This window comes from Paenibacillus sp. GQ49, from assembly GCF_059759055.1.
On the sequence record NZ_JCAXEL010000024.1, the window covers coordinates 84,034 to 98,113 of the forward strand.

Annotated in this window: 13 protein-coding genes; 5 read left to right on the top strand and 8 right to left on the bottom strand. The window is 47.0% G+C overall.

Translation table 11 applies throughout. The features are described 5' to 3' along the window. Nucleotides 1-131: 131 nt before the first annotated feature. On the bottom strand, nt 132-1,067 hold the full coding sequence (locus tag AC6CIF_RS27945) for a DMT family transporter (RefSeq protein ID WP_498202355.1): 936 nt from the start codon (nt 1,065-1,067) through the stop codon (nt 132-134). A 156-nt stretch (nt 1,068-1,223) separates the two neighbouring features. On the opposite strand from AC6CIF_RS27945, the gene AC6CIF_RS27950 reads away from it, so the two are divergent. Then, a complete protein-coding gene (locus AC6CIF_RS27950; RefSeq protein ID WP_498202356.1) occupies nt 1,224-2,618 on the top strand; it encodes an aminotransferase-like domain-containing protein in 1,395 nt (464 codons plus the stop codon). A gap of 134 nt (nt 2,619-2,752) precedes the next feature. Here the strand turns inward: AC6CIF_RS27950 and AC6CIF_RS27955 are convergent, their stop codons facing one another. Both AC6CIF_RS27955 and AC6CIF_RS27960 read right to left on the bottom strand, forming a co-directional pair. After that, the gene (locus AC6CIF_RS27955; RefSeq protein WP_498202357.1) at nt 2,753-4,072 is read right to left on the bottom strand and encodes a glutamate-1-semialdehyde 2,1-aminomutase; all 1,320 of its coding nucleotides are present in this window, start codon (nt 4,070-4,072) and stop codon (nt 2,753-2,755) included. A gap of 131 nt (nt 4,073-4,203) precedes the next feature. Continuing rightward, nucleotides 4,204-5,247, bottom strand: a complete 1,044-nt coding sequence (locus tag AC6CIF_RS27960) for an LCP family protein (RefSeq protein WP_076217174.1) — start codon at nt 5,245-5,247, stop codon at nt 4,204-4,206. A gap of 215 nt (nt 5,248-5,462) precedes the next feature. On the opposite strand from AC6CIF_RS27960, the gene AC6CIF_RS27965 reads away from it, so the two are divergent. Genes AC6CIF_RS27965 through bcp form a run of 4 tightly spaced genes read left to right on the top strand, consistent with a single transcriptional unit; the run spans nt 5,463 to nt 8,606 of the window. Next, entirely contained in the window at nt 5,463-6,509 is a 1,047-nt protein-coding gene (locus AC6CIF_RS27965; protein WP_498202358.1) for an ABC transporter ATP-binding protein, read from the top strand. A 1-nt stretch (nt 6,510) separates the two neighbouring features. Further along, nucleotides 6,511-7,305, top strand: a complete 795-nt coding sequence (locus AC6CIF_RS27970; RefSeq protein WP_036614077.1) for an ABC transporter permease — start codon at nt 6,511-6,513, stop codon at nt 7,303-7,305. Nucleotides 7,306-7,310: 5 nt separating this feature from the next. Next, nucleotides 7,311-8,096 carry an ABC transporter permease gene (locus tag AC6CIF_RS27975; RefSeq protein WP_036614076.1) on the top strand — a complete coding sequence of 262 codons (786 nt, stop codon included), beginning with the start codon at nt 7,311-7,313 and terminating at the stop codon, nt 8,094-8,096. Nucleotides 8,097-8,141: 45 nt separating this feature from the next. Next, a complete protein-coding gene (gene bcp, locus AC6CIF_RS27980; RefSeq protein ID WP_498202359.1) occupies nt 8,142-8,606 on the top strand; it encodes a thioredoxin-dependent thiol peroxidase in 465 nt (154 codons plus the stop codon). A 91-nt stretch (nt 8,607-8,697) separates the two neighbouring features. Here the strand turns inward: bcp and AC6CIF_RS27985 are convergent, their stop codons facing one another. The 5 genes from AC6CIF_RS27985 to AC6CIF_RS28005 all read right to left on the bottom strand — a co-directional run bounded on the left by AC6CIF_RS27985 (nt 8,698) and on the right by AC6CIF_RS28005 (nt 14,046). Beyond that, a complete protein-coding gene (locus AC6CIF_RS27985) occupies nt 8,698-9,825 on the bottom strand; it encodes a GerAB/ArcD/ProY family transporter (RefSeq protein ID WP_498202360.1) in 1,128 nt (375 codons plus the stop codon). A gap of 97 nt (nt 9,826-9,922) precedes the next feature. After that, a complete protein-coding gene (locus tag AC6CIF_RS27990; protein ID WP_498202362.1) occupies nt 9,923-11,047 on the bottom strand; it encodes a GerAB/ArcD/ProY family transporter in 1,125 nt (374 codons plus the stop codon). An 18-nt stretch (nt 11,048-11,065) separates the two neighbouring features. Then, complete coding sequence (locus AC6CIF_RS27995) at nt 11,066-11,302, bottom strand: hypothetical protein (protein ID WP_017690729.1); 237 nt, start codon at nt 11,300-11,302, stop codon at nt 11,066-11,068. A gap of 6 nt (nt 11,303-11,308) precedes the next feature. Then, the gene (locus tag AC6CIF_RS28000) at nt 11,309-12,511 is read right to left on the bottom strand and encodes a Ger(x)C family spore germination protein (protein WP_498202363.1); all 1,203 of its coding nucleotides are present in this window, start codon (nt 12,509-12,511) and stop codon (nt 11,309-11,311) included. A 20-nt stretch (nt 12,512-12,531) separates the two neighbouring features. Next, nucleotides 12,532-14,046, bottom strand: a complete 1,515-nt coding sequence (locus tag AC6CIF_RS28005) for a spore germination protein (protein WP_498202364.1) — start codon at nt 14,044-14,046, stop codon at nt 12,532-12,534. Between the last annotated feature and the right edge of the window lie 34 nt (nt 14,047-14,080).

Below are 14,080 nucleotides of genomic sequence, written 5' to 3' on the forward strand. Positions count from 1 at the left end.
GCAGTGTTAACGTGATTGGAGCGCTTCATACCGTCAGTCGAAATAACGAATACTCATGGCTTCTCTTACCTTTAACATCGTTTCCCGGGCCGCTTTCCTGGCCTCACGGGTCCCTTCGATAAGAATCTCTTTCACGCTTTGATCTCACTGACCAGCCTCTGTTTGCGACCGCTCATATTGGTGCCAAGCACACCGGCGATAATCAACAATGCACCAATATAGTGGTAGCTTCCCACTGGTTCATGCAATATCCACGCACCTCCTACGATGGAGATGAGCGTGGACAGATTGCTGAATACACTCATTTGCGAAGCCTCCAGATGGGTCAGGGCATAGCTCGCAAGCAGGGTAGAGATCATGGTGGAGAGGATCGCTAGATAGGCGAGTGCACCCAGATAGGATGTATCTCCAAGTGGTTTGATGTAGTCCATCATGGAACCGCTGGACGCATGCCGGATCAGGGAAGCGGCGTTAAATACGATACAGCCAACCATCAGTGTGACCCAGGTTAATTCCATTGGTTTGTACTTCTGGGTTAATGGTCTTGCAAGCACACCATACCCTGCAAAACAGACTGTGGATAGCAGCAATAATGCAATGCCCTTCAGATTACCTATAGACATGCCGCTTCCTTGCATCATGAAAATAAAGACCACTCCAGCAACAGATAGAAGCAGGAACAGCTTCTGCATCGTGGATGTGCGTTCTTTCAGGAAGACTGAAGCGAGAACAAGTGTGAATACAGGGGCCATGGCCTGAATAATACCCGCTTCCGATGAGTTGGAAGAGACAAGTCCAAAGGCTTGAAAGGCAAAAAATAAGACGGGAGATAAAAGCCCCAGTGGAATGATTCGCCACAGATCACGAAGGCTCAGTCGGATTTTGATCCAGCCAAAAATGACAGGAATGCTGACAACGATCAGCGACAGCGCGAATCGGTGGGCAAGCACATCAATGGGATGTGCAACCGTGACGGTCATTTTAACAAATAAAAAAGATAGACCGATTATAGCTGCGTACAATACAGCTGCGATATAAGCGTATCCCCGAGTGTGTGTTGTGTTCATGAATGCTCCTCCAATACAGTAGTCCTAGCGCTTTATCTTCCATTATCCTGAATTATGTCAGGTCCGAGGCACGTGCTGGCCTTATTCAATATACTGCCAGGTGCATCGTGCTACAATAGATAAAAGGGTAAACTGTAACGGTACAGTTGTGGGGGGATGGGTGCAGTGAGAAAATACGAATTGATTGCCGAAGCATTAAAGCAGTGGATCCAGGAACAGATGCTGCAGCAGGATCGTCGCCAGTGGGCAGATAAGGGCATCCGTCTTCCAGCAGTTCGAGTTGTAGCAGAACAATATCAATGCAGTGTAAGCACAGCAATTCGTGCATATGAGTGGCTGGAGCAGCGGCATTTGGTGTATGCCATACCTCAATCCGGTTATTATGCCGTACAGAACGGGACAGGTGCTCAGGATATGGACTGGCAGGGAGCGTTGGACTTTGCTTCAGCGGCTCCCGATCCAAGGGTGTTCCCTTATGCAGACTTTCGTCATTGTGTGGATCAGGCGATGGAGAAGAAGCAAGCAGAGTTATTTATGTATGGAACAGATCAGGGATTACCTTCGCTTATCATGCTGTTGCAGAAGCAGTTTGCGGATTATCAGGTATTTGCCAGATCGGAGCAGTTCTTCATCACATCAGGTGTGCAACAGGCACTGGCTGTACTGGCATTGATGCCTTTTCCCAACGGAAAGAGAAAAGTACTGCTTGAACTACCGACCTATCACAATATGCCCTCGCTACTGAGTGGATTGAATGTGCCGATTGCCGGTGTGAGACGTGCCCTGGATGGGCTGGACTGGGCATCGCTTGAACGTCAGTTTGCTGAAGGAGATATCAAGTTTTTCTATGTCATGCCGCGCTTTCACAATCCGATTGGCACATCGTTGACTGTTGCTGACAAGAAGAGACTAATCCGGCTTGCACAGCGGTACGATGTCTATTTGGTGGAGGACGATTATCTGGCTGATCTGGAGGACAATACGAAACAGGACCCGTTATGGTCCTATGATACCGAAGGCCGGGTCATCTATCTGAAGAGTTATTCCAAAATTTTGTTTCCAGGTCTGCGCATTGGTGTAGCGGTTCTGCCCTCACCCCTAATTCAATCTTTTGGGGCTTACAAAAAAATGCTCGATATCGACACTTCCGTTCTGTCTCAAGCTGCTCTTGAGATCTATGTCCACAGCGGAATGTTTGCTCATCACAGGAAAGTGATTCGTAACCGCTATGCTGCCCGGATGAACACGGTGCATGAGCAACTGGACACATATCCAGACTTTGCTCCATTTATGGACGCTCCTCGAACAGGAGGGGAGCATACCGTATTGCCTTTGGCGGGTGATATGCCGCTTCGTGTTCTGCTGTCCCGGCTTCAAAAGCACGGAGTCATCGTTGATACGACAGTACGGTATTATCCGGAGGGAACATATCAGGTGCATCAGGATCAGATGCTGCGCTTGAACATCTCCAACGTGCCGAAGCAGCGAATTGAGGAAGGGATGCAGAAGATCCGGGAAGAAATTTTAAAACTTCAGATCAGGCAGAAATAATTTAAAGAATCGGAATATTGTCGGTAAATAACAAAAGGCGTCCACACAAGTTGATCACTTGTTGGACGCCTTTTCCATGAGTTCTTAACCATCTACAATACAGCTTGTACGCTATAGTGTAGAAATAATTCGATTTATTCCTGAGCCATCGCCTTGAAGGAAGCTTCTGCAGCTTCCAATGTAGCCTGAACATCCTCGTCTGTATGAGCCGTGGTCAGGAACCAGGCCTCATATTTGGATGGAGCGAGGTTAATGCCACGGTCCAGCATATGACGGAAGAAGGAAGCAAACAGCTCTCCATCCGTGTCTTGAGCATGATCGTAGTTCGTCACCGGATGATTACAGAAATGGGTGGAGAACGCACCACGAATCCGGTTGATCGTCAGTGCAATCCCATGACGGTCAGCAGAAGCTTGCAGACCTGCTGTCAGGTCGATAGCAAGACGTTCCATCTCTTCATACACACCCGCACCTTGCAGGACCTCCAGACATGCGATACCAGCCGAGATGGATGCAGGGTTACCAGCCATCGTTCCCGCCTGATAAGCAGGGCCGAGTGGGGCAACCTGCTCCATAACATGTTTGCGGCCGCCGTAAGCACCGATTGGCAGGCCGCCGCCAATAATTTTGCCAAGAGCTGTCAGATCGGGTTCAATCTCCGCATGATTATCGAGTCCGGCATATGTCTGTGTAGAACCGTAATGGAAACGGAAAGCCGTAATAACCTCGTCATAGATAACCAGTGAGCCGTTGGCCCGTGTCATGGCACAGAGACCCTCCAGGAAGCCAGGTTCCGGCATAACCATACCGAAGTTACCTACGATGGGTTCAACCATAACCGCAGCAACATCGTCACCCCAACGCTCCAGTGCAGCTTTGAGGCTGTCCAGATCATTGTAAGGCACGGTGATGACCTCTTGCGCAATACTGGTTGGAATGCCTGCACTATCCGGGATACCCAGCGTAGATGGGCCAGAACCGGCAGCGACAAGCACCAGATCCGAGTGACCGTGGTAACATCCGGCGAATTTTACGATCTTGTTGCGTTTAGTGTAGGCACGAGCTACCCGAATCGTAGTCATGACCGCCTCTGTACCGGAGTTTACAAAACGCACTTTATCCATGGAAGGAATGGCTTCCTTCAGCATTTTGGCGAGCTTGATCTCCAGCTCTGTTGGGGTACCGTACAGCACGCCATTTGCTGCTGCTTCCGTAATGGCCTGCGTAATATGCGGGTGGGCATGTCCTGTAACAATCGGACCGTAAGCGGCCAGATAATCAATATAACGGTTGTCATCGACATCCCAGAAGTGGGCACCTTTGGCTTTTTTCATAAATACAGGTGCACCGCCACCAACGGCTTTGAACGAGCGTGAAGGGCTGTTAACACCTCCTACAATATGTTCAAGTGCTTCTGCGTATAGAAGTTCGGAACGGGAACGTGATGTATTCATAAGATAACTTCCTTTCGTCATTCAAAATATGATAAAGAAACAAACCACAGAAAGATATGATGATTTTCTCATAATAGTATAGCCGGGCACAACGAGAGGGCAGCGTAATGGCTGCCCTCTGCATGTTTAGATTACTGAGCCGGTTGCTCTGACTTCTGATCGTCACCACTGGCTGTTTTATCTTCGGTGCTGGTTGTACTATCATCCGTTGTAGCAGGCGGGTGAATAATATCCTGAATATGCTGCTTCAATTTCTCTTCATTGGTAACCGTCAATACTTGCGCACCGCCTGCTGTACGTTCTTCTTTCAGCAGGTTCATTGGTGGAATCTGCTCACTGCCGTTCATGCTGCTCTGGTATCCGAGTCCACCCAGCTTCCACATATCGGAGAGTGTCAGATTTGTATCCACATAAGGATTAACCTGTTCCAGAATGGCAGGCAGTTTGGCAATGGTAGTTGTTGACTGCATTTTCGCTGTTACAGCTTTCAGCAACTCACGCTGACGCTCGGAACGAGCGAAATCCGACATCGCATCATGACGGAAACGAACGTACATGAGCGCTGTCTCGCCATCCAGATGCTGATACCCTTTTTTGAGATCAATATCGTATTCGTTATTGTCTGCTTTACTTGTATAGTGCATGTCCTTCTCCACATCAAAATCCACGCCGCCAACGGCATCCACCAATTTGATGAATCCCTGGAAATCCGTATACACATAATACTGTACAGGAATGCCGAGCAGGTCGCCCGCAGCTTGCATCGCTACGTTAGGGCCATGCGTGATCGCGGTGTTGATCCGCTCCTTACCGTACCCGTCAATATTGACGTAAGTGTCGCGCAGAATGGAGAACAGATTAATTTTTTTGGTAAGAGGGTCGAGCGATACAACCATCATGCTGTCGGAGCGAGGAACTTCACCTTTTTTCAATCCACGTGCATCGACACCCATAACGAGAATATTTACCGTTTCTGTGCCTTCCCATTTGGGTGGGTCAGGAGTATTTACTTTCTCCACATTCTCGATACCTGCGAATGGTGAATCGTCACCGTCCTTTGCCAAACCGTCCAACTGATTGAGAATAGAACCGAAATAATATGTCGCTGCTCCTCCAATAATTAACACGAAGGCGGCAAGAGAAATCCAGATGGTTCTCTTCGTCTTTCTGGTCATGCTAGCTCTCCTTTGTAATTGAGATAAAATATAAAATAAGTCCAAAGTTGTTTCTGTTATAATCTAGCCGAAGCCTTCCGCTCACGTCTCCATCGTCATCAGGCACAAGACGCGGCTCCAGACTATTTTTAAAGCTTGCTGAATTTTGACTGATACCATTATAATTTCTTTTTGGGCTACAAGCAATTTCAACAAAATCCAAGTGAGGTATAATCATGCTGGCGATTGATGTCAAAGATTTGCGCAAGTCGTTTAGCGTCCAGAAAAGCCGAGGTGGGCTGAAGGGCGCGTTCCAGGACCTGTTTGCACGTCAATACCAAGAGGTATTGGCTGTAAATGATATTTCATTTCAGATTCCGCAGGGCGAAATATGCGGATATATTGGGGAGAACGGTGCCGGTAAATCAACAACGATCAAGATGTTGACCGGCATTTTGGTGCCTACTTCAGGGCAAATATCGGTTGGTGGATATGTTCCGTATCAGGAACGGGAGAAGTTTGTACAGAATATTGGTGTTGTTTTTGGTCAGCGCAGTCAATTGTGGTGGGATATTGGCGTTATCGAATCCTTCCATTTATTGCGCAAAGTATATCGTGTCGGAGAGGTCGATTTTCGTAAACGGCTGGATGAACTGGTTGAGCGATTACAACTTCAGGACCTGCTAAGTCGTCCGGTGCGGAAGCTCAGTCTTGGTCAGCGTATGCGCTGCGAATTAGTGGCAGCCTTGTTGCATAATCCGAGTATTGTTTTCCTGGACGAGCCAACTATTGGTTTGGATATTGTGGTGAAGTCTGAAATTCGGGATTTCTTGAAAGACATGAACAAGGAGCATGGAACGACCATTCTGCTCACAACCCACGATTTGCAGGACATTGAGGCCCTGTGTTCCCGGGTGATCATGCTTGATGCAGGCAACATCATCTATGATGGAGGTCTGGATCATCTCAAGTCCCAGTGGGGTAAGGAGCGCGAGATCCGCTTCAAGTTTGGTTCAGCTCACAACATCAGTCAGATGCAGGAATGGACTGCTGAGTTGCCTGTCCGTTGGACGGTAGAGAATGAATTGTCCGCATCTGTATGGATTCCGCTGGAACTGAATGTCTCAGATGTACTCGGACGTGTCGTTGGTCAGGCTGATATTACCGATATTCAGATTATCGAGATTAACACGGATGAGATTGTGCGCAGTATTTACCAATCGGGTTCCGCCGAGCGTCCCGAGATTGTGGGAGCAGGGAAAGAAGTGGTGGGTGTATCCTGAGATGAATAGTGCATTTATTGATTTTATGCGCATCCGTTTTCTAACGATGCTGGCTTATCGGGTGAATTATTACTCCGGCATTTTGATATATACGCTGAATATCGGCGTGTATTACTTTACCTGGCAAGCCATTTACGGTAGCAGTGGTGAACTCGGCGGCTTCACGGCAGCGCAGATGACCACTTACATCGCTGTATCCTGGATGGCACGTGCCTTTTACTTTAACAACCTGGACCGGGAGATTGCCGCAGATATACGGGATGGCTCCATTGCGATTCAATTCATCAGGCCGATCAATTACGTTATGGTCAAAATGATGCAGGGTCTTGGCGAAGGTATTTTCCGCTTCCTGCTCCTCATGATTCCGGGGATGCTCATCGCCATTCTGCTGTTCCCGGTTGAATTGCCTACGGCGCCATCGGCGTGGATTGGCTTTCTCGTCATGCTGTTCTTCAGTTTCCTCATTAATTCCCAGATTAATGTGATAACGGGACTGGCGGCATTCTTTGTGGAAAACAATGAAGGCATGATGCGTATGAAACGCGTCGTGGTTGATTTGTTCTCTGGTCTAATCATCCCGATCAGCCTGTATCCAGGCTGGATGTCCGCGGTGATGAAAGTATTGCCTTTTCAGGCCATTACGTATCTGCCCGGTTCCGTGTTCACGGGAAGAGTGGAAGGTACCGCCATCTGGAGTGTGCTCGGTATTCAGGTGTTCTGGTTTGCCGTACTGCTGCTTCCGATGGTATTGATCTGGCGTAAGGCGCGCAAGCGTCTGTTCGTGCAAGGGGGATAACAGATATGTACTATATGGGTCTGATCTGGGAATATTTGAAGAATTACATGAAAACACGACTCACGTACCGTGCTGATTTCTGGGTGGAGATCCTATCGGATCTGCTGTTCCAGGCAACCAACCTGATCTTTATCTTTGTGGTCTTCCGTCATACGGATAACCTTGGGGGCTGGAGTGAGAGTGAAGTGCTCTTTGTTTATGGATATTTTATGGTGCCCTATGGCATCTTCAGTTGTTTTATCAATCTGTGGGGATTCAGTGAGCGGTACATCGTCAAAGGTGAGATGGATCGGATCCTGACACGTCCTGCACATAACCTGTTCCAGATCTTGCTTGAAAATGTAGATCCGCCCGCACTCGTGGGCTCGTTTATCGGCCTGATCATCATGATCTTCAGTGGAGCAGAGATGGGTCTGATGCTGGAATGGTGGCATATCCCGGCACTGATTATTTTGGCACTCAGCTCAGTGATGATCTATGCCGGCATCTATACCACATTGACTTCACTATCCTTTTATTCGGACGCGCCAACAGGTATCCTGCCGTTGATGTATAACATTCAAGGATATGGACGCTACCCTGTAACGATCTATAACCGTGCCATTCAGGTGCTGTTAACCTGGATCATTCCGTTTGCCTTCGTGGGGATCTATCCCGCTGCCTTGTTCCTGGAAAGGTCCGAGATGCATCGCATGGCGCTGCTTACACCTGTGATGGGATTGGTATTTGGCTCCATGGGCTTGCTTTTGTGGAATTTTGGCGTGAAGCGTTATCGCGGAGCAGGTTCATAATAACGCCCTATAGTAATTCATGGGGGAGATTAGGGAGGAACTGACATGACGTTAAAAGTAGGCGAATTGGCACCGGATTTTGAGCTTCCGTCCAGTACGGGAGAATCGGTAAAGCTTTCGGATTACCGCGGACAGCGGGTGCTGCTTTATTTTTATCCCAAAGATATGACCTCGTCCTGTACACAACAGGCTTGTGATTTCCGGGATCGACATGCTGAATTTGAAGGGCTGAACACGGTCATTCTCGGAATCAGCACCGATCCGATGAAACAACATGACAAGTTTATTGCCAAATATGGACTGCCGTTTACCTTGTTATCGGATGAAGAGCACGTTGTAGCCGAGCAATACGGTGTATGGCAGCTGAAGAAAATGTATGGCAAGGAGTACATGGGTATGGTTCGCTCCACTTTTCTAATTGATGAAGAGGGGAAATTGATCAAGGACTGGTCCAAAGTTCGGGTCAAAGGACATATCGAGGCAGCACTTGAGGCTTTGAAGACATTGTAATTAATGAATTAGACATGTGTGAATAAATACATCTTAACCGTTTCATCATTAAAGGCTGTGCTTCGCGGAATTTACCGTGAACACAGCCTTTTTAGGTGGGCAATCGTTTTTGATTGGTTGAATTGTTCTTGCTCTTGCCAGAACGAAGCCGATGCACGAGTAGAAGGAATAGCGGAATAATAAAGCTTACCGTGATATCCCAATCCACCCAAGCGGGCATAATCGTATTGGTGTAGAAAATGACATTGGGAGAAATCAGTACAGCTAACGCGAATAATAACATCGCTGATGGCAGGATGAGAGGTTTATATGTCTTTAACCGAAATAGCTGAGCTGTTCCAACGACAAAGGAGAACATATACAGCAGACTCTTGAAATAGGTAGCAATTAACCAAGCGGTTGCCATGAACGCCTCAATTCGCTCGAAAAAGTTGCCGATATTAATTTTCTGGGACAGGGTATAGGAGATGTAGATCTCATGTTGGGTCAGAAAGGGGCCAAATATCATCAGTGAAATGACCAACAGTGTGGTTAGCAGCAGTCCTCCACATAAAGTAGCGAGTAACATGTCTCGTTTGATGTGAGGCCCTGACATCACATAAGGAAGAACCATGGTGATCACGATTAGTTCACCAAAGGAAGTGAATGCCCCTCTAATGATAGACTGAATCAGATGGAGCCACGAGGTGTTCAAATAAGGCTGTAGATTTGAACTGTTTACTTGGGGCATCAGTCCCAGAAATAATAGAATCATAAATGCAACAACGATCGGAGTCAACATTTCACTGCTTCCTCCTATTGTATGCAAGCCATGCATAAGCCCCCAGACCAGAGCGCACATAAGGATAATTAGAATAACTCGAATGGGGGTCTGAAGGTAGATCTGTGTGGTCATAAAGTCACCGACTTCACGGATACATATGACAGCGCCTATGGCGAAATAAAATAGATATGCAGCTGCCAAAACAGACCCTGCCCACCGGCCAAGTATTTTTTGGCAGATTTCAATAAGGGAAAGATCAGGGTGGGTCTGATGAAGTTTGTATAGCACCCACATGATAAGTATGCCAATCGGTTGACCGATAAGAGAACAGATCCATGCATCCTGTTTACCGGAAGCAGTAACCACGGAGGGATAGAGTAGAATCATGTCCCCAATCATGACGAGAAAGGTAAGGACTGCAAATTGCCTAATGGTGATTTTCTCCTTAATTAACATAGACACCGTTCTCCTTCTCTATATTCAGCATGGATGATATTCATGGATGAAATCCATCTTTCCATCCACACCAGGCTCCTTCCCTCCAAAAAAGCACTCATTCCTGTGAGGAATTGTTTGGAGTAACCGATGATTTTCTGTAAGACTTGAGCAATTGTATCAGCAGAAGACAGCCCGGCAGAATGATCCCCAGTGTGGTATCCCAGTCTACCCAATATGGAACAATGGTGATCACGATAAAGGTAATGCTGGGTGAGACCAGATTGGCTAATCCGAACACAAGTATGGACGCAGGGAGTACCAGCATCTGATACTGCTTAAGCTTGAACAGTTCTGCACAACCAACAATAAAGGCGTATAAGTATATCATCGCTTTGAAGTACGTAGAGATCAGCCAGGAAGAAGCCATAATCGCTTCAATACGTTCAAAAAACCCCCCTATACTAATTTTCTGGGACAAAACAAAAGAAGCATATATGTTATGTTGCGTAAGAAAGGCACCCAAGACCAGCAACGATATGGTAACAAGCGTTGCCAATACCAAGCTGCCTAGGCCAGCTGCAATAATTACGTCCCGTGTTCGATGAGCCTGCTTGGCAACATAGGGCAGTATCATCATGATGGGAACGACTTCACCGATGGGATATATAATGCTTACCAGGATGCCCTGCGAGATAGAGACAACACTCGTATCACTTACTGGCTTCAAATTTCTGGTATCAATCTGAGGAAGCAGGCAGACTGCAAGGACGACAATAAATACAATAACGACAGGCATCAGTAATTCACTACTTCGTCCCATCGCCTCTAATCCGTGAGACACTCCCCAGGCGATCACGATGACAAACATCAGAATGATGATGCGAATGGGAGTGTACGGGAAGATTTGAGTGGTCATGAAATCGCCGACTTCTCTCGTATGCGTGGAAGCACCAATAATGAAAAAGAACAGGTAGAAGCAGGAAAAGAAAGTACCTGGCCAGAACCCTAGAATGCTTCGTGCCATCTGCACCAGATTTTTTTCTGGATGCATACTACATAACTTCAGGATCATGGCCATCAGTGCCATCCCCAGAGGAACGCCTATAAAAGCACAAATCCAGGAGTCTTGTCTGGCATAGGACGTGATAACCGAGGGGTAGATCAGCATCATATCCCCGACCACCATCATAAAGATGAGAGTGGTCAATTGTCTTGTTCCAAGGCGCCCCTGTTCCAGCATAATGGTCCTCTCCTTTTTCTAGGTTCCTGTCAGATGTGCCAGGAATTGATTAACAGGTTCATAGATCCACATGATGATATAGAGCGGACTGGGGAAATCCCACAGGTTGGCTGCAATCACACTGAACCCTGTGGCTATGACGAGCATTCCGCTGTACACAGCTGTTTCCCTCCATTCCTTGCGGCGGATAAGACCTGGAAGATCAACCAAGCCTACGAGGCCTCCTATGACAATGACAGTAATTGTAATCAACATCCGGTCTCACTCCTTCAAATCCTCCTTGAATGAATCGTCCAGTGTACCTACACGTTTGATCTGTACATTGGCTTCATACGTAACATCCAGATTCTCAAAATATTGATCCCAATCCTTTTCAATCTTTTTGAAAAATTTAGGATCGGCATGATATACTTCCTGACCGAATCCGAAAATGTCGGTATGGAATTTTCGTCGAACGGAATTCACGGATTTTTCCATCAGGTCTATCAGTCGCTCCTCACTGTCCTTTTCCAACTCTTTGAGCGTTTTCATTGAACCAATTTTGATTCCGCACTCTACTGCACCAATGGAAGACACATTTTTGAGTTTGATGTGGATCACAGGCTGGTCGTTAATGACCTTTGCTTTTCGTTGGGTTTTGGTACGGAGAGCTTTGAACGTCACATTTCCTCCCTTTCGGCAAGGCATGTGACTGATGGTAGACACCACATTGTCGCGGATGTAGTTGTATCCTTTCGATTCATCTTCCGTTAACCAGCCGATCAGTTTGTCCTTTTTGAAGATGCTTAATCCCGTAGAATTCAGTCGGGCGGGAGACTTGATTGTCGCAATATTATCTTTGCTTCCGCTTCTCGCTAAATTGCCAACGATCTCTACACCAGTGATTACAGGCTGTATTCCAGGCGTCAGCATATATTCAATTAATTGGTCTCCGGTAACGGTTGTTGTGGGAGACCAGGTCTTGGCAGACACGTCCAAAGAATTAAATAACTTCTCCGCAGGAATGTTTTCCAATGGAGTAAGTACGTCCAGTACTTTGGAAGCTGTGGTATTTCGTGCAACCATGACGTAATAATCGGGTCTAGCAGTAGGTTCTCGCAGTAACGCTTCCATGACATCGTAGATGCCCTCTTTACGAGCATATTCTTCACCAAACACCAGTACACGGATATGTGCCATGAATATGCGGCGTGGGCTTGTCTCGGTCAGCTTTTGAATTGCTTCAAACAGTGTGGGCGCGGACGCTTCGTACAGCGTGACAGGAGTGCCATTCCCTCCCCCTGATTTGGAGGATACTTCATTCGGCACGACGACCTGAGCACTCACTTTAATCAAATCGCCATCCTTGTCTACACCAAGACCCAGCATAATGCCAAGTTCATTCAGTTCCTGGCGATCCCAGCATCCGGTAAGGAGAGGGAGCAGGAATACAATGCATACAATTAATCGGAAGCACTTGTTCATACGTTCTTCTCCTTACCGAATTAACGCTTCATTTTTTTGCTGGTTTGTCGGATTTTGTTCGGGGTACCCGTAGAGAATGGACGTGTTTTCATATGGGACCAGGGTACACGAAACAGCGTGTCTTTCAGATCTTTCTGAATTAGAGGTGCAAAAGGGGACATATACGGTACGCCAAAAGAACGCAAGCTGCACAGGTGTGTAACCGTAATGAGCAGAACAATTAGAATACCGTAGAAACCAAAAGCTGCCGCGAGTATCATCAATACAAATCGCAAAATTCGGACAGAGATAGAAAGTCCATTCTCTGGAATGACATAACTGGATATGGCGGTTATGGAAACGATAATAACCATTGCGGCGGAGACAACTCCTGCATCTACGGCTGCTTGGCCAATCACCAGTGTTCCGACAATGGAAACGGCCTGACCGACCGTTTTCGGAATACGTATACCTGCTTCTCGCAAAATTTCATAGGTCAGTTCCATCAGTATGGCTTCAATGAATGCGGGAAAGGGAACGCCCTCACGTTGAGCCGCCAGACTAATGAGCATATTGGTGGGCAACATTTCCTGGTGAAAGGTGGTAATGGCAATATAGAAGGATGGAGCTAGTAAAGCGATAAAAAAGGACAGATAACGAATCAAGCGAATCAATGTGCTGATGTCGGCCCGTTGATAGTAATCCTCCGGCGATTGGAAGAAATGCACGAATAAGGCGGGAACCAGCAGTACAAAAGGCGTACCGTCCACGATGATGGCTACTCTACCCTCCAGCAAAGCAGCACAAACCGTATCTGGACGTTCACTATTGTAAACCGTGGGGAATAACGTTCTGGTTTCGTCTTGTACAAGTTCCTCGATATATCCACTCTCAAGGATACTGTCGATATCGATCTCATCGAGTCTTCGGCGCAGTTCTTTTACAATCTCCTGATCCACGATATGTTCCAGATAGAGCACAGCAACTCGGGTTTTGGTAACCCGACCTATTTCTCTTTCTTCGATCCAAAGATGAGGATTACGGATTCGTTTGCGGATCAATGATGTGTTGGTACGCAGGTTTTCGTTGAAGCCTTCCATAGGTCCCCGAACGACGGTTTGGGAGACAGGTTCTCCAACGGATCGATCTTCCCAGCCTGCTGCACCAATCTTCAATCCTCGTTCAGATCCTTCAAGCAGTAAGATAGCTGATCCCGAAAGAAGTGCATTCATTACTTCATCCATATCATCGACCATCAATACATCACTGGCGATCAAGATATCATTCTGGAGGTAGCTGAGATGTTCATCGTCTGCAGAGAATTCAGGGAGATCACGCTTTTGCAATAATGATTCCATGATGGAGTGATTCAGAATCTGAACATCCACCAATCCATCGATGTATAACATGACGGCAGGCCATTTATGTAGACACTGGAGAGGGCGCATCATCAAGTCGTTGCTGTTCCCCATCACTTGCTTGCAGTATTCCATATTTTCGCTTAGATCCGGAGAGATTTGCCTCTGATCTTGGCTTTCCAGCGACGATTCACGCATGCCTTCACCTCCCTATACACCCTATATTTTCAAG

Excerpts from the sequence above, each read along its gene's own strand:
- AC6CIF_RS27950 (WP_498202356.1), top strand. The coding sequence starts at position 1,224 with ATGGGTGCAGTGAGAAAATACGAATTGATTGCCGAAGCATTAAAGCAG.
- AC6CIF_RS27995 (WP_017690729.1), bottom strand. The coding sequence starts at position 11,302 with ATGTTGATTACAATTACTGTCATTGTCATAGGAGGCCTCGTAGGCTTG.
- bcp (WP_498202359.1), top strand. The coding sequence starts at position 8,142 with ATGACGTTAAAAGTAGGCGAATTGGCACCGGATTTTGAGCTTCCGTCC.
- AC6CIF_RS27975 (WP_036614076.1), top strand. The coding sequence starts at position 7,311 with ATGTACTATATGGGTCTGATCTGGGAATATTTGAAGAATTACATGAAA.
- AC6CIF_RS27970 (WP_036614077.1), top strand. The coding sequence starts at position 6,511 with ATGAATAGTGCATTTATTGATTTTATGCGCATCCGTTTTCTAACGATG.
- AC6CIF_RS27960 (WP_076217174.1), bottom strand. The coding sequence starts at position 5,247 with ATGACCAGAAAGACGAAGAGAACCATCTGGATTTCTCTTGCCGCCTTC.
- AC6CIF_RS27945 (WP_498202355.1), bottom strand. The coding sequence starts at position 1,067 with ATGAACACAACACACACTCGGGGATACGCTTATATCGCAGCTGTATTG.
- AC6CIF_RS27965 (WP_498202358.1), top strand. The coding sequence starts at position 5,463 with ATGCTGGCGATTGATGTCAAAGATTTGCGCAAGTCGTTTAGCGTCCAG.
- AC6CIF_RS27990 (WP_498202362.1), bottom strand. The coding sequence starts at position 11,047 with ATGCTGGAACAGGGGCGCCTTGGAACAAGACAATTGACCACTCTCATC.
- AC6CIF_RS27955 (WP_498202357.1), bottom strand. The coding sequence starts at position 4,072 with ATGAATACATCACGTTCCCGTTCCGAACTTCTATACGCAGAAGCACTT.
- AC6CIF_RS27985 (WP_498202360.1), bottom strand. The coding sequence starts at position 9,825 with ATGTTAATTAAGGAGAAAATCACCATTAGGCAATTTGCAGTCCTTACC.
- AC6CIF_RS28005 (WP_498202364.1), bottom strand. The coding sequence starts at position 14,046 with ATGCGTGAATCGTCGCTGGAAAGCCAAGATCAGAGGCAAATCTCTCCG.
- AC6CIF_RS28000 (WP_498202363.1), bottom strand. The coding sequence starts at position 12,511 with ATGAACAAGTGCTTCCGATTAATTGTATGCATTGTATTCCTGCTCCCT.